At 67.7% G+C, this 21,279-nt stretch carries 13 protein-coding genes; 7 read left to right on the top strand and 6 right to left on the bottom strand.

From position 1 onward, the window contains the following. Positions 1-169: 169 nt before the first annotated feature. The 6 genes from LGM89_RS10090 to LGM89_RS10065 form a co-directional block, all read right to left on the bottom strand. The gene (locus LGM89_RS10090) at positions 170-1,216 is read right to left on the bottom strand and encodes a transglutaminase family protein (RefSeq protein WP_226272976.1); all 1,047 of its coding nucleotides are present in this window, start codon (positions 1,214-1,216) and stop codon (positions 170-172) included. Beyond that, entirely contained in the window at positions 1,210-3,816 is a 2,607-nt protein-coding gene (locus tag LGM89_RS10085) for a circularly permuted type 2 ATP-grasp protein (protein WP_226273022.1), read from the bottom strand. Before LGM89_RS10085 ends, LGM89_RS10090 begins: the two co-directional genes overlap by 7 nt. A gap of 214 nt (positions 3,817-4,030) precedes the next feature. Next, positions 4,031-7,444: a DUF2126 domain-containing protein gene (locus LGM89_RS10080; protein WP_226272975.1), complete on the bottom strand. Its 3,414-nt coding sequence runs from the start codon at positions 7,442-7,444 to the stop codon at positions 4,031-4,033. A gap of 96 nt (positions 7,445-7,540) precedes the next feature. After that, the gene (locus tag LGM89_RS10075; protein WP_226272974.1) at positions 7,541-8,542 is read right to left on the bottom strand and encodes a transglutaminase family protein; all 1,002 of its coding nucleotides are present in this window, start codon (positions 8,540-8,542) and stop codon (positions 7,541-7,543) included. A gap of 8 nt (positions 8,543-8,550) precedes the next feature. Next, complete coding sequence (locus LGM89_RS10070) at positions 8,551-9,492, bottom strand: alpha-E domain-containing protein (protein ID WP_174910732.1); 942 nt, start codon at positions 9,490-9,492, stop codon at positions 8,551-8,553. Between the two features lie 64 nt (positions 9,493-9,556). Continuing rightward, complete coding sequence (locus tag LGM89_RS10065; RefSeq protein WP_046547558.1) at positions 9,557-10,972, bottom strand: circularly permuted type 2 ATP-grasp protein; 1,416 nt, start codon at positions 10,970-10,972, stop codon at positions 9,557-9,559. A gap of 599 nt (positions 10,973-11,571) precedes the next feature. Between LGM89_RS10065 and LGM89_RS10060 the strand changes: the two genes are divergently transcribed. The 7 genes from LGM89_RS10060 to LGM89_RS10030 all read left to right on the top strand — a co-directional run bounded on the left by LGM89_RS10060 (position 11,572) and on the right by LGM89_RS10030 (position 21,240). Next, on the top strand, positions 11,572-12,570 hold the full coding sequence (locus LGM89_RS10060) for a LysR substrate-binding domain-containing protein (RefSeq protein ID WP_226272973.1): 999 nt from the start codon (positions 11,572-11,574) through the stop codon (positions 12,568-12,570). 711 nt (positions 12,571-13,281) lie between these two features. Beyond that, a complete protein-coding gene (locus tag LGM89_RS10055) occupies positions 13,282-13,725 on the top strand; it encodes a hypothetical protein (protein ID WP_089497217.1) in 444 nt (147 codons plus the stop codon). Between the two features lie 63 nt (positions 13,726-13,788). Next, on the top strand, positions 13,789-14,592 hold the full coding sequence (locus tag LGM89_RS10050; protein WP_226203762.1) for a hypothetical protein: 804 nt from the start codon (positions 13,789-13,791) through the stop codon (positions 14,590-14,592). A 105-nt stretch (positions 14,593-14,697) separates the two neighbouring features. Continuing rightward, positions 14,698-17,397: a poly-beta-1,6 N-acetyl-D-glucosamine export porin PgaA gene (pgaA, locus tag LGM89_RS10045; protein WP_226272972.1), complete on the top strand. Its 2,700-nt coding sequence runs from the start codon at positions 14,698-14,700 to the stop codon at positions 17,395-17,397. Between the two features lie 18 nt (positions 17,398-17,415). Then, entirely contained in the window at positions 17,416-19,506 is a 2,091-nt protein-coding gene (gene pgaB, locus LGM89_RS10040) for a poly-beta-1,6-N-acetyl-D-glucosamine N-deacetylase PgaB (protein WP_226273021.1), read from the top strand. After that, a complete protein-coding gene (pgaC, locus tag LGM89_RS10035) occupies positions 19,503-20,774 on the top strand; it encodes a poly-beta-1,6-N-acetyl-D-glucosamine synthase (protein ID WP_226272971.1) in 1,272 nt (423 codons plus the stop codon). Before pgaB ends, pgaC begins: the two co-directional genes overlap by 4 nt. Continuing rightward, positions 20,752-21,240, top strand: a complete 489-nt coding sequence (locus LGM89_RS10030; RefSeq protein WP_089497221.1) for a Biofilm PGA synthesis auxiliary protein PgaD — start codon at positions 20,752-20,754, stop codon at positions 21,238-21,240. Before pgaC ends, LGM89_RS10030 begins: the two co-directional genes overlap by 23 nt. The last annotated feature ends 39 nt before the right edge of the window (positions 21,241-21,279 follow it).

Genomic DNA, 21,279 nt, shown 5'->3' with positions numbered 1-21,279 from the left:
AAGGGAATGGCGATGCGCGACGGTGCGGCGCCGTGACGTCGACGCACCCGCGCGTGCCGCCGGTGCCCCGGATCGAGTCCGATCCGTTCGCCGGCATGACCATGCTAGGCGTGCAGTATTAACGAAGACTTAAACGGCATTCGCGCGGGCACACGGCATGCGGCACACGTCAGGGCGCGTCGAGCGGCTCCACCGTCACGCCGACCTTCAGCTCCTGATCCGCGCCGCCGCCGCGAATCACGCCGCGCAGCGGCGTCACGTCCGCATAGTCGCGGCCGATCGACAGCATCACGTAGTCGTCGCCCGGCGCGCGATCGTTGGTCGGGTCGAGCTGCAGCCAGCCGTTGTCCTCGGGCCATGCCGGGTCGTACACCTCGACCCATGCATGCGACGCGTCGGCGCCGATCAGCCTCGGCTGCCCGGGCGGCGGCTGCGTGAGCAGGTAGCCGCTCACGTAACGCGCGGCCAGCCCGAGCGAGCGCAGCGCGCCGATCATCACGTGCGCGAAATCCTGGCACACGCCCTTGCGCAAGCGCAGCGCGTCGAGCGCCGACGTCGTGATGTCGGTGCTGTTCGGCGTATACGCAAAATCGGCATGCACGCGCCGCATCAGCTCCCACGCGGCCTGCACGAGCGGCCGTTGCGGCGTGAAGCTCGCGGCCGCATACGCGGCGAGTTCGGGATCGCACATGACATGCGGTGACGTGAACACGAATTCGCTCGCCGCGTCGTAGGGCTGCCCCGCGCGGAACCGCAAGCGGTCGCGCACCGCTTCCCACGCCATCGCCTGTTTCGCGTCGGGTTTCGCGATGGCGGGCGGCGGCTCGCCGCGCGCCCCGCGCGACCACACCGGCGGCGTCACGCGTACCGTGCTGCGGCTGCGCACGAGCAGCGCATCGTGCGGCTGGTTCAACGCAAACGACGCGCGCGCGTTGCCGAATGCGTCGACCTCGGTCCCGACGGATTCCGGCGCGGGGTCGATGTCGAGCGCGAACGACAGCACCTGCTGGCGCGGCGTGACGAGCGGCTGCAGGCGTGCCTGGTGCTGCGCCGATTCGACGCGCGCCGCGTAACGGTATTCGGTGTCGTGCGTGACGCGCAGCAACCGGCCGGGCGCAACGTCGGCCTTTGCGGCCGGCGCCGATGGCGGTGCCGATGCGTTCCGCGCCGTGCCGGAACCGTGCGGCGCTTTCGCCGCGCCCTTCGTCGTCACCATAACGTCCTGCCCGCCTCGCGCACGTGGCTGAAATAGCGCTCGCCGATCCGGTTCGACAGTTCCCATACTGCCTTCACCGTCGTGTCGAGCGCCTCGAGCAGCTTGTCGTGCCTGCCGCCGTCGGCGGTCTCGCACAGCTCGTGCAGCGACCACGCGGGGACGTCGGGAATCGTCTCGGCCAGCTCGGACAGCGCATAACCTTCGCTGCGCTCGACCTTCGTCAGCCGGCCGCGCAGCGCCTGCACGACCCAGCCGAGCGAGCGCGGATTGTCGGTATCGAGCACGACGAGCGACAGCAGCGGCGCGACGTCGAAGCCGCGCTGGAACCGCGAACGGAACGTGATCGTGCTGTCGAACAGCTCCAGCACGAGTTCGAAGCCGTCCTGCCGGTGCACCGCGCCTTCGTCGAAGGCCGCCTTCAGCACGCTGCACAGGAAGTCCAGCCGGTCGATCTGCCGGCCGATCGACAGCAATCGCCAGCCGTCGTCGCGCGTCATGTTGTCGGTCTGCGCGCCCGTGATCGCGCCGAGCAGCAGGCCGAGGCGCTCCAGCAACTGCAGCGCCTCGTTGCCGATCTGCTCCTCGGCTTCCGGCAGGCCGGCGCTGTCGGCGAACAGCTGGGTCGCGTCGTCGATCAGCCGCCACTGATCGCTCGACAGTCGCTCGCGGATCGCGGCGGCCGCGCCCCGCATCCCGAACAGGCACGACGCAATGCCCGACGTGCGATCCGCGCCGCGCGTCAGCGACGTCGCGAGCGTGTGCTGGAACGCACGCGGCGCATCGACGGCGTTCGGCGCGTCGGCCGCGATCAGGCCCGTCTCGCGGCACAGCGTGTCGAGCAGTTCCAGGTGCGCGGGGCTGTCGACGTCGTCCTCGCCGCGCAGCCGTTCGAGCGCGGCACGCGCGAGGCGCATCAGGTTGGTCGCACGCTCGGTGTAACGGCCGAGCCAGAACAGGTTCTCGGCCGCACGGCTCGCGATCGCGCGCGGGCGTTCGACGAGATCGTCGGGGCCGAGGTGCGTCTGGAGCAGCGTCGTCGAATCGACGATGCCTTCGGTCATCACCCACGTATCGACGGTGCTGCCGCCGCGCGGCATCGGCGCGTTGAACAGCGTGTCGCGCGTGCCGACCCGCGACAGCCCGCCGGGCAGGAGCCGCCAGCGCTGCGCGCCGTCGGCGAGTGCAAACACGCGCAGCAGCACCGGCTTCGGCACGATGCGTGCACCGCCGTTGCTGTCGGGTGCGTCGTGGCCCGGCCAGGTCGGCGCCTGCGACAGCGGCAGGTCGGCCTGCACCGTGTAGTGCTCGGGCCGCGCGAGAATCCGCGCGCGCCACTCGGCCAGTTGCGCCTGCGTGAGCCGCGCGCCGATCACCGGCTCGAATGCGCCGCCTTCCTGCACGTCGGGTGGATAGGATGCCTTGACGATGCCGCGCGCGAGCTGCGGCAGCGCGTCGTCGCACGCGGCGGCCTCGCCGCACCACCATGAATGCACGGCCGGCAGCGTCAGCGTTTCGCCGAGCAGCCCTTCCGCCAGGCGCGGCATGAAGCCGAGCATCGCCGGCGATTCGAGGAAGCCCGAACCCGGCGCGTTCGCGAGCAGCACGTTGCCCGCGCGCACCGCCTGCAGCAACCCCGGCACGCCGAGCATCGAATCGGTTCGCAGTTCGAGCGGATCGAGCCATGCATCGTCGACGCGCCGCAGGATGCCGTGCACCGGCTCGAGCCCGCTCAGCGTCTTCAGGAACACGCGGTTGTCGCGCGCGGTCAGGTCGCCGCCTTCGACGAGCGTGAGGCCGAGGTAGCGCGCGAGATACGCGTGCTCGAAATAGGTCGCGCTGTGCGGGCCCGGTGTGAGCAGCACGATCCGCGAATTCTTTCGGGTCGGGCTGAGCGCCTGCATGCTCTGCAGCAGCGCGCGATACGCGGACGCGAGCCGCTGCACGCGCAGCCCGCGAAACCCGCGCGGAAAGAGCCGCGACACGATCAGCCGGTTTTCGAGCAGGTAGCCGAGGCCGGCCGCGCCCTGCGTGTGCTGCGCGACGATCCGCCACTGCCCGTCCGGGCCGCGCGCAAGGTCGAACGCGACGACGTGCAGCCAGGTATCGCCCGGCACGCGCGCGCCGCGCATCGCGCGCAGGTAGCCGGGATGCCCGGTGACGAGCGCGGGCGGCAGCAGCCCGCGTTCGAGGATCGTCTGCGGCCCGTACAGGTCGGCCAGCGTCGCGTTGAGCAGCCGCACGCGCTGCAGCACGCCGCGCTCGATCGCGACCCAGTCCTCGGGCGTGACGATCAGCGGCAGCAGGTCGAGCGACCACGGGCCGGCCGCGCCGTCGCCCGCGCGCTGCTCGTGCAGTTGATAGAACAGGCCGTTCTCGCGCATGCGCCGGTGCAGTGCGTCGGCGCGGCGATCGAGGTCGGCCACGCCGTCGCTGCCGATCGACGTGAAGAAACTGCGCCACGCGGGCGCAAGCGCGGGCGCGTTCAGGCCGGCCGCGCTACCGCGCAGTTCGTCGTAGCGGCCGGCAGCAGCCGGCGCCGCGAGCGCGGCGGCCAGTTCCGCGGCATCCGGCTGCGCGCCGGTATCGAAAAGCGTGGGCATCGCGTCGAGGGCGGCGAGATGATCGGTGTCAATGGGCGGCACGATGTCGTTCCGTCGTCAGGGCGCGGCCGCGCACGCGCGCCGCCACCCGGGCAGCGGGCTGCGGCGCGCGGCCGCAATCTGCCCGCATCCTAGCATTCCGGCACGGCCGCCAGCGACCGAAACCGCCGGGTATCGCGAACCGCGCATCGTCATCCGCGTCGTCATCGTCCGGTCACGGCCGCCGCAGGTCGAGCGTGAACGGGAATTCACGGCTCGGCGCGGCAGCCGCGACATCCATCCGCCCCGGCGTATGCCCCATCTCGACGAAGCGCGCGAGCCGGCGACTCTCGGCCTCGTACGCATTGACCGGGAACGTCGCGTAGTTGCGCCCGCCCGGATGCGCGACATGGTAGCGGCAACCGCCGAGCGAGCGCTGCAGCCACGTATCGACGATGTCGAACGTGAGCGGCGCGTGCACGCCGAGGGTCGGATGCAGCGCGGACGGCGGCGACCACGCCTTGTAGCGCACGCCCGCGACGTACTCGCCGACGGTGCCGGTCGGCTGCAGCGGCAGCGCGCGGCCGTTGACCGTCACGACGTGCCGGTTGTCGTTCAGCCCCGTCACGCGCACTTCGAGCCGTTCGACCGACGAATCGACGTAGCGCACCGTGCCGCCGGGTGCGCCCTCCTCGCCCATCACGTGCCACGGCTCCAGCGCGCCGCGCAGCGACAGCTCCATGCCGTTCACCGCGATCTGGCCGAACAGCGGGAAGCGGAATTCGAAGTGCGGCGCAAACCATGCCGGATCGAACGCGAAGCCGGCGTCGCGCAGTTCGGTCAGCACGTCGTCGAAATCCATCTGAAGAAACGCGGGCAACATGAAGCGGTCATGCAGCGCGGTGCCCCAGCGCGTGAGCGGCGTCGTGTACGGCGCAGCCCAGAAACGCGCGACCAGCGCGCGCAGCAGCAATTGCTGCACGATGCTCATCCGCGCATGCGGCGGCATCTCGAACGCGCGCAGTTCGAGCAGGCCGAGCCGGCCGGTCGACGAATCCGGCGAATACAGCTTGTCGATGCAGAACTCGCTGCGGTGCGTGTTGCCGGTCACGTCGATCAGCAGGTTGCGCAGCACGCGGTCGACGAGCCACGGCGGCATGTCCTGCCCGAACAGCAGCTTGTTGCGCTGGATCTCCGCGAACGCGATGTCCAGTTCGTAGAGCTGGTCGTTGCGCGCCTCGTCGACGCGCGGCGCCTGGCTCGTCGGCCCGATGAAGAGCCCGGAGAACAGGTACGACAGCGACGGATGGTTGTGCCAGTACGCGATCAGGCTCGCGAGCAGGTCCGGGCGGCGCAGGAACGGGCTGTCGGCCGGCGTCGCGCCGCCGAGCACGAAGTGGTTGCCGCCGCCCGTGCCGACGTGGCGGCCGTCGACCATGAACTTCTCGCTGCACAGCCGCGACTGCCACGCGGCGTCGTACAGGAATTCGGTGTGATCGACGAGCTCGTCGAAGTTGCTGGCCGGATGGATGTTCACCTCGATCACGCCGGGATCGGGCGTCACCTGCAGCAGCTTCAGCCGCGCGTCGCGCGGCGGCGGATAGCCTTCCAGCACGAGCTTCACGCCCAGCGCGTGCGCGGTCAGCTCGATCGCGCCGAGCAGCTCGAGATAATCCTCGAGCGCGGCAAGCGGCGGCATGAACAGGTACAGGATGCCGTTGCGCACTTCGACGCACAGCGCGGTGCGCGTGATCCATGCGGCCGATTCGAAGCGCTCGGGCTGGCGACCCGGGTCGCGCGCGGCCGGCCGCCCGTTGCCGGCCGTGCCGTCGTCGCGCCACTGCATCACGGTCTGCGCGGACGCCTCGCGATGCACGCCGGACAGGTAGCGCGGCGCATCGGCCGGCCCCGCGTAGCGCGCGCGGATCGCGGCGGCATCCGGCAGCGCGTCACGCGGCGCGAACGGGTCGCGCTCGACGAGATACGGATAGTCGGCGCGGCTCGCCCACGGCAGCGAATCGAGCGGCAGCCGATAGCCCATCGGCGAATCGCCGGGCATGAGGTACATCCGCTCGTCGCGGAAGAACCACGGGCCCGTCTGCCAGCGCGGGCCGTCGAGACCCGGCGCGTTTTCCGCACGCTTGACCGGCAGCACGTAGCCGACCACGCTGTCGAGCTGCTGCTCGAACACCTTGCGCAGCCGCGCGCGTTCGAGCTCGTCGTCGAGACGCGAGTCGAACGGGTCGACGTTGACCGGCAGCCGGCGCTCGCGCCACAGGTAGTACCAGACGTCCTCGTAGCCGGGCCGGATGAATTCGCCGGTCAGGTTCAGCCGCGCGGCGAGCGCATCGATGAAGCGCTTCGCGTCGTCGGTCGTATACGCGGACGGCTCGCGTTCGTCGGCGAACAGCGACGGATCGTGCCATACGGGCTGGCCGTCCGCGCGCCAGAAGATCGACAGCGCCCAGCGCGGTAGTTGCTCGCCCGGATACCACTTGCCCTGCCCGAAATGCAGGAAGCCGCCGTCGCCGTATTCCGCGCGCAGCCGCTGCACGAGTTCGGTCGCGTAGCCGCGCTTGGTCGGGCCGAGCGCGTCGGTGTTCCACTCGGCGCCGTCGCGATCGTCGATCGACACGAAGGTCGGCTCGCCGCCCTGCGTGAGCCGCACGTCGCCGGCCGCCAGCGCGCCGTCGACCTGCGTGCCGAGCGCCAGCACGCCGTCCCACTGCGATTCCGTGTACGGCTTCGTCACGCGCGGCGATTCGTACACGCGCGTCACGGTCATCTCGTGCTCGAACGACACCTCGCACTCGTCGATCAGCCCCTCGACCGGCGCGGCGCTGGTCGGCTGCGGCGTGCAGGCCAGCGGAATGTGGCCTTCGCCGGCGAGCAGGCCCGAGGTCGGGTCGAAGCCGATCCAGCCGGCACCCGGCAGGTACACCTCGCACCATGCGTGCAGGTCGGTGAAGTCGACCGACGTGCCGCTCGGGCCGTCGAGCGACTTCACGTCGGGCGTGAGCTGGATCAGGTAGCCCGACACGAACCGCGCGGCGATGCCGAGATGGCGGCACAGCTGCACGAGCAGCCATGCGCTGTCGCGGCACGAGCCCGAGGCCAGTTCGAGCGTCTGCTCGGGCGTCTGCACGCCCGGCTCCATCCGCACGAGATAGCCGATGTCGTGCTGCAGTTGCTGGTTCAGCGCGACGAGGAAGTTCACGGTGCCGGCCGGCGTGCGGTCGACGCCGTCGAGATACGCGCGGAACAGCGGCGACGCGCTCGTCCGCGGATCGCACACGAGATACGGCGCGAGCTCGGTCTTCAGCGCGTCGTCATAGCTGAACGGGTATTGCTCCGCGCTGGCTTCGAGAAAGAAGTCGAACGGGTTGTACACCGACATCTCGGCGACGAGATCGATCGTGATCTCGAAGTGCTCGGTACGCTCCGGAAACACGAGCCGCGCGAGATAGTTCGAGAACGGGTCCTGCTGCCAGTTGATGAAGTGCTGCGCGGGCTCGACCGTCATCGAATACGCGAGGATCGGCGTCCGGCAGTGCGGCGCGGGCCGCAGGCGCACGACCTGCGGGCCGAGGTTGACGAGCCGGTCGTAGCGATAGCGGGTGGTGTGATGCAGCGCGACGTGGATGGACATGGGAGCTCGGTTCGGGTTGGGCCGGCCGCGCGCCGCGTCGCGCTCGATGCGACGCGGCACCCCGGCCTGGCGGATTCGGCGAAAACGTGCGTGAGGTCAGACGAGCTCGGGCGTCTGCACGACGCTGATCTCGACACCGACGGCCGTCGCGCCGAGCCCCGTCACCGGCTGCGCGTCGCGATAGTCGAGGCCGACCGCGATGCGCACGTAGCGCTCGTCCGGGCAGCGATTCATGAACGGATCGAACCCGACCCAGCCGAGCCCTTCCACATACGCCTCGGCCCACGCATGGCCGGCCGGCTGCTGCGTCAGCCCGGCCGCCTGCGACTGCGCGCCGTGCGCCGGCTGCGGCATCCCCTGGGACTGGGACTGGGACTGGGACTGCGACTGCGCGGCATGCGATGCACCGAGCACCTGCTGCATGCCCTCGCCGCTCTGCAGCGCGAGCGCTTCTTCCTCCTCGACGTCGCCCGCGTTCTGCTTCGCGTCGGCGATGCGCTGCATCGCGCTGTCCGCCAGCACGTAACCCGAGATATAGCGCGCGGGAATCTTCAGCACGCGCGCGGCCGCGATGAACGCATGCGCATGGTCGCGGCTCGTGCCCTCGCCGCTTTGCAGCGCGGTTTCCGCGTCGACCGGGGCGTCGGCGGCCAGGTTCGGCGCATACGCGATGCGGTCGTGCACTTCCGTCATCAGCCAGTGCAGCGCGTCGAGGCTGTGCGGCGCGATCGGCAGCGCTTGCGCGAGCGCACGCACGGTGTCGCCCGCCTTCGTCAGTGCGGTTTCGCGCTCGAAGATCCACGGCGGCGCATAGCCTTCAGGATGACCGAGTATGCCCGCGCGGTCCTGCGTCTCGACGACGCCGGCCGCGACGACGACGATCTCGGCCTTCGCGCCGCGGTCGTGCCGCACGAGGTCGATCCGGTTGCCGAGCCCGTCGGCATAGGACAGCGACGGCTCGACGCCGTCGATCGTGACCTGCCACGCGCGCACCGTCTGCCCGGGGCCCGACTGCGGGCGCAGCCGCAGCCGTTGCAGCGCATGGGTGGCTTGATCGTCGAACTGATAACGCGAGATGTGTCGGATGGCGAGTCGCATGGCAAGTCTCAGTCGAAGTTGTAAGCCTGGGCGATTTCGAGCCCGAGGCTGTTGTTGCGGCCGATGAAGTCGGTCAGGAACTCGTGCAGGCCGCTCTTGAAGATCCGCTCGACCGAGGTGTCGGACAGCATTTGCAGGATCTTCGTGGCCGTGTCGTGACACGGGTGTGTCACACCGTAATCCTTTGCGAGCAGGTTCAGGCTCGACACGACGCGCCCGTAGCAATAACGCAGCGAACGCGGCATGCGGCCGTTCAGGATCAGGTAGTCGGCGATGTTCATCGGCTTGTACTGCACGTCGTACACCCAGCGGTACGAACGGTGCGCGGCGACGCAGCGCAGGATCGTCTCCCACTGGTAGTTGTCGAGGATCGTGCCGACGTGCGACACCGACGGCAGCAGCAGGTGGTATTTCACGTCGATGATCCGCGCGGTGTTGTCGGCGCGCTCGACGAACGCGCCGATCTGCGCGAAATCGAAGATCTCGTTGCGCAGCATCGTGCTGTAGAAGCTGCCGAGGATCAGCGCGGTTTCGCGCTTCACCTGGTCGAGCACGGCCGGCAGTTCGCTCTCCGGCACCGGCTGCGCGAGCGCGCGGCGCAACGCGAGCCACGCGCCGTTCACACTCTCCCAGGCCTCGCGCGTGAGCGCCGTACGCACCATCCGCGCGTTCGAGCGCGCCGCCTCGATGCACGACAGCACGCTGGACGGGTTGTCGCGGTCGCGCAGCAGGTAGTCGGTCACGGTATCGGCCGCATACGCGTCGTATTTCTGCCGGTAGCCGTCGTCCGTGCCCGAGCTGACGAGCACCGACGACCATTCGGCCGGCGCGTCGGACGTGCGCGTGAGCGCCATCCGCAGCCCGGCATCGACGATGCGCGCGATGTTCTCCGCGCGCTCGATATAGCGGTACATCCAGTAGAGGCCGCTTGCAGTACGTCCCAGAAGCATCTCGTGTCCACTCCGTCTTCGTTCGGTTGGCGCCCCGGTCGCGGGGCGCGCGGTCGCGTCCGGCTCAGTCGGCCAGCACCCAGGTGTCCTTGGTGCCGCCGCCCTGGCTCGAGTTGACGACGAGCGATCCCTCCTTCAGCGCGACGCGTGTCAGCCCGCCCGGCGTGATGCGGATCCGGTCCGACACCAGCACGAACGGCCGCAGGTCGACGTGGCGCGGCGCGAGGCCGGCTTCGGTCAGGATCGGCGTCGTGGACAGCGCGAGCGTCGGCTGCGCGATGTAGTTCGCGGGGCGCGCGCGCAGCTTCGCGGCAAAGGCTTCGAGCTCGGCCTTCGACGCGCACGGCCCGACCAGCATCCCGTAGCCGCCCGAGCCGTGCACTTCCTTCACGACCAGTTCGTCGAGATGGTCGAGCACGTATTTCAGGCTGTCGGCTTCGCCGCAGCGCCAGGTCGGCACGTTCTCCAGCAGCGCCTTGCGCCCCGTGTAGAACTCGACGATCTCCGGCATGTACGAGTAGATCGCCTTGTCGTCGGCGATGCCGGTGCCGGGCGCGTTCGCGATCGTGATGTTGCCCGCGCGGTACACGTCCATGATCCCGGCGACGCCGAGCACCGAATCGGGGCGGAACGTGAGCGGATCGAGGAACGCGTCGTCGACGCGGCGGTACAGCACGTCGATCGGCTGGAAGCCTTCGGTCGTGCGCATCGCGACGCGGCCGTCGATCACCTGCAAGTCGCTGCCCTCGACGAGATGCACGCCCATCTGGTCGGCGAGGAACGAATGTTCGTAGTACGCGGAATTGTGGATGCCGGGCGTGAGCACGGCGACGGTCGGGTTGTCGGCGTTGCCGCCCGGCGGGCACACGGCCGCGAGCGACTGGCGCAGCATCTGCGGATAGGTCTCGACCGGGCGCACCTTCACCTGCTGGAACAGCTCCGGGAAGAGCTGCATCATCGTCTCGCGGTTTTCCAGCATGTACGACACGCCGGACGGCGTGCGCGCGTTGTCTTCCAGCACGTAGAATTCGTTCTCGCCGGTGCGCACGATGTCCACGCCGATGATGTGCGTGTAAACGTTTCCGGGCGGCCGGAAATCGATCATTTCCGGGATGAACGCCTCGTTGTGCGCGATCAGGTGCTTCGGCACGATGCCCGCGCGGACGATTTCCTGGCGGTGGTAGATGTCGTCGAGGAACGCGTTGAGCGCCATCACGCGCTGCTCGATGCCGAGCGACAGCCGGCTCCATTCGGCGCCCGAGATGATGCGCGGGACGATGTCGAACGGAATCAGCCGCTCGGCGGCCTCCGCGTCGCCATAGACGGCGAACGTGATGCCCGTCTTGCGGAACACGCCTTCCGCGTCGTAGGCCTTCTGGGCGAGGCTCGCGGGATTCTGCGTGTCGAGCCACTGCTTCAGGCGCGCGTAGGGCGCCCTTACCATGTCGCCGGATTGCAGCATTTCATCGAATGGCTTCATCGATCTTTTCTCCATCGATCGTTTTCCCCGGCATTGCGCATGCCGGACCGGCGTAATGAATGCTTTGCAAGGAACGTGCCTTGCTCGACCCCTCGATATCCCCCCGTTTTTGCGCCGCGCCGGGCACGCCCGCGCGGCATTGCGCACCATCACGGTGCAGCGTCCGACGCGACGGGCGACGACGGTGCGTCGCCGGCGCGCACGGTTCATGCTGCGCCGCGTCTTTCGAACATAGTTCCCCCGCGTGTCACGAATGTGCAATCTGCACTGCACAAAAAACGGCCCGCCCCGGCATCGGGCCACCGGAACGAAAGAATGGGAAGGCGGGCCGGCACGCGCACGGCGCAACCGGCCCTGGGGAAGTACCGTCTGCGGCCGCACCGGCAGTTCGACGCGATGAACTGTCCGGTTAAGCCGGGTCCGGCACCTCAACGCTATGCAGCCGTAATCCCGCCGACAACGCCCATGCATATTTCGACTGACACCCATCGAAAAAAAACATCGGGTCGAGCGGCGCGAGGCGCGGTACGCTAGAACGTTCGTGCAGCACACGGTGCCGCCGCCTTTCAGGCGCCCGACTATAAAAAGCGAAGATCGAAATGGAAGCAAAGTGGCTGGAAGATTTCCTGAGCCTTGCGGATACCAAGAGCTTTTCCCGGGCCGCGCGTAACCGGCACCTCACGCAATCGGCATTCAGCAGACGAATAGCGGCACTCGAAACCTGGATGGACGCGAAGCTGGTGGACCGGAGCATCAACCCGATCACGCTCACGCCAGCCGGCCAGATGTTCCGCGGCCTCGCCGCGGACATCCTGCGCAGCATGTATGCGGCGCGCAATCTCGTGAACGGCTACGACCAGTTCGCGGCCAGCGACCAGGTCGTGCGTTTCGCGGTGGCCCATACGCTCGTCTTCACGCTGTTTCCCGAATGGCTCAAGCAGCTCAACGGCGAGGTCGGCCACGTCACCGCGCGCGTCAACGCGGTGAACGTGCCGGAAGGCGTGCAGCAGCTCGTCGAAGGCGAATGCGACCTGCTGCTCGGCTACCACCATCCGCAGTTGCCGATCGTGCTCGACCCGAACCACTTCCCGTTCGTCAGCCTCGGCGTCGAACGGATCCTGCCCGTGTCGACACCCGATGCGCGCGGCAAGCCCGTGTTCCAGCTGCCGGGCACCCCCGATGCACCGCTGCCGCTGCTCGCGTATTCGTCGGGTGCGTTTCTCGGCAACATCGTCGAGATGCTGCTGCTGAATGCCACCGAGCCGTACGTGCTGCACCGCTGCTTCGAGACGCATATGTCCGAGGCGTTGAAGGGCATGGTCGTGGCCGGGCACGGGATCGGCTGGCTGCCGGAAAGCTGCGTCGCGAAGGAACTCGCGGAAGGCACGCTCGTGTGCGCGGGTTCCGGCGACTGGATCACCGAGCTCGAAATCCGCCTGTACCGGTCGGCCCGCAAGCGCGGGCTCGCGGCCGAGCAACTGTGGACCTACATCATGAACCGGCCGCGCACGGCGGTCGAAGATGCAGCCGGCGCGACCGAACCCGCGGCCGCACCGGCGATGCGCATCGCCCGGCGCAGCGCGGGCGGCAGCCGCTGATCGTCGCGTTCGCGTCGCTCCCGCGGACGACGCGAACACCAGTCCGGTTGGCGGCAATCCGGTGTGCGCATCCATTCGCGCCGCGCCGCTGCCCGATTTCGCACCCCGCTCGCGGGTAGCAATCAACGATCCCGCTTTAGCCTGAAAAATGACCGCGCCGGACGCGTAATCGATATCAGACGAATCGCAATCGTTTGCATTCCGACGATGAACTTTTTACGTCCGACATAGCACGCCGGTATTTTCCGTCTGATTATCATGACAGCAATACCCTGTTACAGAACAAATTAAAAGTTTCGATTTACCTGTAACAATCTAAACTACCCACAACGCCTCCTTCGCATTTCATATCGCGCGACTTGTATCTGGATCGATTTCAATTCCCCTGGAACACAGTCGCAAAAATTCCTTTTATCAGTCGTTATTTTTCGGCACGAATGGCCATACGTCCGACGTGATTCAATGCGTGCTCGATCATCGCTACCGAATAGCAATATTCATATTCGGCAATATCGACTTTCTTCATAGCTAAGAGATTCATACGAATACGTCGCAATCCTATTTAAATAGGATATTTAAAGCCGTTCCATTCAGGCCACACGCGGTTGTTGGTTCAAAGTCCATCGTGTATCAATAGCGTGTCTCAAAAAGAACGCTGGCAAATCTGACTCGGAATAAATGCTCGCCATTGATTCCGGACGGGAGGTTGCAATGTCTTCCTCGTTTCGACAGCATGCTCGCCCTTTCCTGAGCGTCTTCCTCTGCACGCTCAGCATGAATGCGATGGCCCAGACGCTCGCGTCCCAGCCACCCGCGTCCGCACCCGCCCCTGCATCCGCCCCGGGTGCGGATCGCTACGTCATTTCGTATATCTGCGGCGATGCGCGGATCGACGGTACCGCCCCGCTGCCGCCCGACGGCCGGCCGTACAACCTGGGCGTGTCGTTTGCTTCGGCCAAGACAGGGCAGCCGCTCGCCAACGTCCAGGTGCGCCTGCGGCGACATGGCCGCGTCCTCGTCGAATTCAATGCGGCAGGGTCGCGTTGCCTGTTCAGCGTGCCCGATGCGAGCTACCGGGTCGAAGGCACCTATCAGGGCGCGACCCAGTTCGCGATCGTCGAAACCGGTGCGCTGACCACGCAGTTGAAATGGTGACCGCCACCTGAGCGCACCCCAATCACGTCTTACACCCGAACGTATCGAATCGAGGAGACATGAATGACTCGTGCAGAACGACAGGACGGCTCGCCCGCCCACCCGCCGAAACCCTCCTGGGGTCCCGGAAAGAACGCGGCGCTCAGCGTCGCCGCATTCGCCGCGATCTTCGGCATCTTCGCGTACGCCGAACGGGACACGACGGTCGGCCATGCGAGCGTGACGCACGACCTCTCCGGCGCGATCGGCACCGCCGTCGGGAAAACCCGCAACGCGATCATGACCCTTGCCTCGCACGCAACCGCAACGGGACCGTCCGGAACCTCGGCCGAGCCCGGGGCAGCCTCGACACGCACGCCTGCCTCGCCGCCCGCGCCGCCGTCGCAGGTCGCGTCGGCTTCGGCCGCGCCCGAGGTATCCACCGCGCCGCCCGTCTCGCTCGCGGTCGAACCGAAAGCCGCGCGGCAGCCCGCCCCCCAAGCCGTCGCGAAACAGCGGCAGTCGGCGCATGCGCCGCCCGTGACGCTCGCGGCCGGTACGCATGCGGCATCGGCCTACGGTCGCGCCGCCACGCGGCACGGCGCCGCGCACCGTGCGCAACGTGCCGAAGCGCTGGCCGGCGCGAGCAGGCGCCTGGACTTCGCACCCAAGCCCCGGCCGGATGGCACCGACACCCTGCGCATGCAGACGGCCAGCATCACGCACGCGGAGCTGGAAAGCGCGCGTGCGCTGGCGAAGGCGCGCTCGTGCGCGGTGATCGACGAATGGGACTGTGTGGAACACAACGCGAGCCGGGCGCTCGCGATCGACCCCAAGAACAGCGAATCGCGCGCCTTGCTCGGTCAGGCGATCCGCAACCGGCTGTAAGTCGGGTCCGCATCGCCGGGCACTCGCAGCCCGGCCGCGCGACGTGCGACGACGTGCGTCGTCAGGCGGGCAACCGATGTGATCGTGTCAAAAGGAGGACACCTCGTGGACAACAATCGGAAACAACAATGCACCACCGTCGCTCCGTCCAGCCGACGGCTCCTCCTGCATGCGCCGCTGGTGTTGCTGCTCGTCGCGTCCGGCCCCTGCTTCTCCGCCGACGGCGATCCGGAAGCGGGCCGCGTCAACGAATTCGCCGGGACCCGCGGTGCCCCGGATGCGGTGCCGCGCGGTGCGCAGCCGACGGTCGTATCGATCCAGATTGCCCAGGCCGAGGTTCCCCCGCCCCCACATGCGCCGACGCCGATCGCGCAGGCTTCGGATGCGTCGATGCAGATCGCGCAGGCATCGAACCCGCAGGCGCCGACCCTGCCGACCACGGTCGTGGTGGAACCGGAAGCACCGCCATCGAGCGCCGCGGTGCCGGGTGCGCGTTCGCCGGATACGGCGAATACGCCGGCACCGGTCGCGCAGACATCGACAGCGCCGATGCTGCTTGCGCAGGCCGAGAACGCCCGCCAGCCCGAAGCGCCGACGCCCGCCGCCGCGACGGGGTCCGACACGTCCGCCTCCCCTTCGCCGGCGCCGCTCGCGCCGCCTTCGGATACCCCGCCGAAGATCGAACAAGCGGCACCCGCCACGCCGCCGCTTGCGCCGACGCAAACCGCGCAGGTATCCGGCACCCCGATGCCGAATTCGCCCGCACCCGTTCCCCAGATGCCTGGCGCGCCGCCGCCGTCGTCCCCGGCGCCGAACTCGCAGACGCCCGGCGCCCAGCTGCCCGGCGAGCCGACCCAGCGATCGCAGGGGCCCGACGTCGAAACGCCGAATGCCCAGGCACCGAATCTGCGTACCGCCGACGTCGAGACCGTGCGCAACGACGTGTTCGGCCTCGCGGCGAGCGGCGGCGCGGTCAAGGCGCTCGATGAAGCGAAGGCCCGCCCCGATGCGTTCTCCGCCGTCGACATCGCGCAACTGGAAGAACTGTCGATTCGCCAGCAGGTGCGCGGCGGCCGCGACAAGTCGCGCTCGATGACGAGTGCCGACCGCTTCGACGGGATCGACACCGCGCTGCGCGCGGCAGACGATCTCGACAAGCGGATGCCGGCCACGCCCGAGTACACGCCGGTCAGGACTGCGCTCGCGGGCGACCGGACGGTCGCCCTTGCGGCGCGCGGCGACATGAAGCAGGCCGTCGCGACGTTCGAGACGATTCCGTCCAACGCGGAAATCTCGATCGACGCGCTGGCGGCCGTGGGCGACGCCTACCTGTACCTGAGCGAACCGGGCAAGGCGAATGCCGTGTACCAGCGCGCGCTGAAGCAGGCGACCGCGTCGCCGACGGATCGCGCGACCCGCGGCTTCCAGTACGGCGAGCGCACGCGTCCGATCGAACTGCGCGAAGGGCTGTTCTGGTCGTACATCGACCAGGGACGCGCGGCGGACGCAAAGCAGGCGCTCGACGACATGGGCGCGTCGCTGCCGCCGGCCAAACAGGTGACCAACGTCGGTCCGGGAGAAAGCGACTATCTGCGCTACTACCGGCTGCGTGCGCAATACCTGATCTTCACGGGTCACCCCGATGAAGGGATCGCCGCACTCGAAGAGCTCGAGAAAGAGGTGCCGTTCAACGCGGAGGTTCGCGCCGCGCACGCCGACGCTGTGTCGGGCCAGGCGCATCCGCGCCAGGCGATCGCGATGTATCGCGCGTCGCTGACCGACCACCCCGACAGCGTCGAGATGCTCGCGGGCCTCGGTCGCGCATCGCTCACGGCAGACGACTACGCGACCGCGAAGTACGTCGACCAGACGCTGGACAACACGTTCCCCGACAGCGGCGCCGTGCGGGGCTTCAAGCGCGACTACAACGCGTACCGCAGCCCGGTCTTCACGACCGACCTGAGCTTCGAGCACGGCAACAGCGCCCTCGCCGACAACAGCTTCACGTCGGACAGCTACCTCTATTCGCAACCGTTCGGCGACAACTGGCGGGTCTTCGCGCACACGTTCTACGGCCATGCGCAAACCGACAGCGGCAGCGTCAGCCGCACGCGCACGGGCATCGGCGGCGACTACCGGCACGGGCCGCTCACCGTGCAGGGCGAAGTCACGCGCTCGCTCGGCGGGGACGGACGCACGGGCGGCCGCGGATCGATCGCGTACGCGCTGAACGACTACTGGACCGTCAGCGGCGGACTCGATTCCAACGACAACTCGCTGCCGTGGAAGGCGTACGCCGCGCACATCTGGGGCCGCTCGGCGAACGTGTCGGTGGTGTATCGCCAGAACGACCGTCGCGAGGTCAAGCTGAGCTACGGCGTGAGCCGCTACAGCGATTCGAACTTCCACCAGGAGATCTCGGCGACCGCCACGCAGCGCGTGTACACGACCGCCACCCAGCAGGTCAACGTCTCGCTGGATCTCGGCACCGACAGCAACACGCGCACGAACGCGCCCTACTTCAGCCCGGGCCGCGACTACGCGGCCGCGGCCACCGTCATGCACCAGCTGACGCTGTGGAAGAAGGGCGACATGGGGCTGCAGCAGCGCGTGTCGGTGTCCGGCGGCATGTACAACGAGCGCGGCTTCGGCACCAGCGCCCTGTGGAGCGCGCGCCTCGAGCACGCATGGACCTTCAAGCACGACATCACGCTGAGTTACGGCGTGGAGGTCAGCAGCCACGCGTACGACGGCCAGCGCGAACGCTCCGAAACCGGCTTCATGTCGGTCAACCTGCCGTTCTAGCAAGGAGATCGAGCCATGCTGCAATCCAGACGGACCTTCATGTGCGGATGCATGGGCGCATTTGCCGCCTGTTCGCTGTTTCCGGGCGTGACCAATGCCAGGATGATCGACCTGCTTCCGCCGTCCGATCCGGCCGACGGCAAGACGTTTCGCGTGATCTGCATGCATGACGTGCGCGACAACCTGATGGCGACGTTCAACTCCGGTACGGCGATGGTCGACGCGTTCGCGGTCGATACCGGCACGCTGACCGCCATCTTCTCGTGGCTGCAGACCAACAACTACCACACCATCACGGTCAAGCAGATCGAGGAGTCGCGGCACGGCGGCAAGCCGCTGCCGCCGCGCTCGGTGCTGCTCACGTTCGACGACGGCTTTCGCAGCCACTACACGAAAGTGCTGCCGCTGCTCGAGCGCTTCAAGTATCCGGCGGTGATGGGCCTCGTCACCGCGTGGATCGACACCCCGCCGGATACGCCGATCCGCATCAGCGACAAGGTTCAGGTGCCGCGCGACTATTTCCTGTCGTGGGACGAGGTGAAGAAGCTCGGCCAGTCGCCGTTCGTCGAGCTCGGTTGCCACACCCACAATCTCCATCACGGCGCGGTCGCGAATCCGCAGGGCAACGAATTGCCGGCGACCACGTCGCATCTCTACCTGCAAGACCAGAAGCGCTACGAAACCGACGCCGAATTCCACGCACGCGTGCACGACGACCTGCAGACTTGTGTGCGGCAGATCCGCGAACGCACGGGCATCGTCGCACGGTCGATGGTGTGGCCATACGGCGCGGAAAACCAGCCGGTGCGCCAGATCTCGACATCGCTCGGGATGGACATCCAGTTCAGTCTCGATGCCGGCCCGAATACGCCGGACGTGCCGCTGGATCGGTTGCGGCGGATCCTGATGATGTACGACGTCGACATCGGCGGGTTCGAGCGCTCGATGCGCGAGCCGGCATCGAACCGCGGCGACGTCGACGTGCCTGAGCGCACCGTGCAGGTCGACCTGGACCAGGTCTACGATCCGGACCCCGCGCGGCAGGAAGCGAATCTCGGCAAGCTGATCGAACGCATCTACCGGATGCAGCCGAAATCGGTTTACCTGCAGGCGTATGCGGACCCGAAAGGCACGGGCGTGGCCGAATCCGTGTATTTCCCGAACCGGCACCTGCCGATGCGCTCCGACCTGTTCTCGCGCGCCGCGTGGCAGCTCAACACGCGCGCCAACGTGCAGGTGTATGCCTGGATGCCCGTGCTCGCGTTCCGGCCGCCGGCCGACAAGCTGCGCGGGCTCGAGGCCGTGAGCGCCTACGGCAGCGCGCCGGCCCGCGAGAACGGCACGCGCACGTTCCGGCTGAGCCCGTTCGATCCGGATGCGCGGCTGATGATCCAGCAGGTCTACGAGGATCTCAGCAAGCACGCCTCGTTCAGCGGCATCCTGTTCAGCGACGACGCGGTGCTCGACGACTACGAGGATGCGGGCCGGCACGCGCTGCGCATCTATTCGCAGTGGGGGCTGCCGGCCGACGTCGGCAAGATCCGCGAGAACCCCGACCTGCTGAAGCGCTGGACCCGCCAGAAGTCGCGCTACCTGATCGACCTGACCAGGCAGCTGGAGCAGATCGTGCTGGCCCATCAGAACGTGGGCGACGTGCTGACCGCGCGCAACATCTTCGCGATGCCGGTGCTCAAGCCCGAATCGGAAGCGTGGTACGCGCAGAACTACGACGATTTCCTCGCGACCTACGACTACGTCGCGCTGATGGCGATGCCGTACATGGAGCAGGCGAAGGATCCCGACGGCTGGCTGGACCAGCTCGTGAAAGCCGTGCACGCGAAGCAGCGCGGCCTGCAGCGCACCGTGTTCGAACTGCAGTCGTACGACTGGCACGCCCAGAAGCCGGTGCCGGCCAGCACGCTGCTCGCGCAGATGCGGCGGCTGCGCAGCGAAGGCGCGGTGAATTTCGGCTACTACCCGGACAACTTCCTGAACGGACAGCCGGAACTCGACGCGATGCGCGACGTGATGTCGCTGAAGTCCCGCCTCGACCCGACCTCGATCAACGCGCTGATGCAACAACATACGCAGGGGACGAAGACGCCATGACCACCCACAGCATCATCCAGCGCCTGCAGGATTTCGTCTTCTACTACCCGTTCTTCATGTCGTACCTGTGGATGATCGGCGGCGTCGTGCACTACTTCCTGCTCGAGGAAGGCCGCGAGCTGTCCACGCGGACGATCGCGTCGAGCGGTATTCCGAAGATCTCGATCGTCGTGCCCTGCTTCAACGAAGCCGCGAACGCGCGCAGCGTGATCAGCCACCTGGACCGGATGCAGTATCCGAACTACGACATCATCGCGGTCAACGACGGCAGCCAGGATCGCACCGGCGAGATCCTCAACGAGCTGGCCGTCGAGATCCCGCGGCTGCTCGTGATCCATCACGCGCGCAACGAAGGCAAGGCGGTCGGGCTCACGACCGCGGCGGCCGTGTCGAACGCGGAATACCTGCTCTGCATCGACGGCGACGCGCTGCTCGCGCATGACGCGATCGGCTGGATGCTCGAGCATTTCCTGACCGATCCGGGCGTCGGCGCCGTGACCGGCAACCCGCGCATCCGCACGCGCACGTCACTGCTCGGCCGCATGCAGGTCGGCGAATTCTCGTCGATCGTCGGGCTGATCAAGCGCACGCAGCAGGTGTACGGCCGCATCTTCACGGTATCCGGCGTGATCACGATGTTCCGCAAGACCGCGCTCGCCGACGTCGGCTACTGGAGCTCGGACATGCTGACCGAGGACATCGACATCAGCTGGAAGCTGCAGTGCCGCGACTGGCGCGTCGTGTACGAGCCGCACGCGCTGAGCTGGATCCTGATGCCCGAGACGGTGAAGGGCCTGTACCGGCAGCGGCTGCGCTGGTCGAAGGGCGGCATCCAGGTGCTGATGAAGTACGCGGGCACGCTCGCGCGGCCGACGCAGATGATGATGTGGCCGCTGTTCGCCGAGTACCTGATCGGCATCGCATGGGCGTACTCGATGACGTTCATCCTGCTGCTCGCGCTCATCAATGTCGTGTACCCGCTGCCGCAAGACTGGCACGTATCGGTCGTGCCGCACTGGCACGGCATGCTGCTGGTCGCCACCTGCATCCTGCAACTGATCATCGGCAGCATGCTCGATCGTCGTTACGACGAAAAACTCCTGATGTATTTCCTGGACACCATCTGGTATCCCGTCGCCTTCTGGCTGATCAGCATGATCACCACCGTCGTCGCCCTGCCAGCCATCGTGCTGCGGGGCCGCGGCAAGCGGGCCGTATGGGTCAGCCCCGACCGAGGCATTCAACATGAAGAACGCACCGATTATTGACCTTTCCCTGCGCACACCGCGCGAACTGATCGCCGAGCGCGGCCGCATCATCGGGTCCGTGCTGACCATCTGGTTCCGGCTCCTGCGGCCGGCGCTGGTGGGCGCCGTGTGGGCATCGATCTGCATCTACACGTACCGCTACCTGCTGCCGTTCAATCCGGCCGAGATGCCGATCGAACAGATGGTGTTCTACGCGACCAGCATCGCGCTCATCGCGGGCACCATCGTCATGTGGCTGATCGCCGGGCGCGTCGTGCATCCGCTGGCCTACCGGCTGCGCGTGTCGAAGATGCTGCGGCGCTCGGCCAGCGCGAAGGTGCGCTCGGTGCCGCCGACCGTGCTGGCAAGCGCCCGCCGGCGCGGCGCGCGGCGCACGACGCGCATTCTCGTCGCGTCGCACGACGCGAACGGCTCGATTTCCGACATCGAATGGGTAGCCCACGCGGGGCCGCAGCCCCGCGAGTAGGTCAGCGGAGACGCGCCGTTGCGCACGGGACGTCATTCG

This window comes from Burkholderia sp. AU31624, from assembly GCF_020420065.1.
GTDB lineage: Bacteria > Pseudomonadota > Gammaproteobacteria > Burkholderiales > Burkholderiaceae > Burkholderia.
Note: the sequence above shows the minus strand (reverse complement) of the source record. Positions and strands in the feature narration are given on the sequence as shown.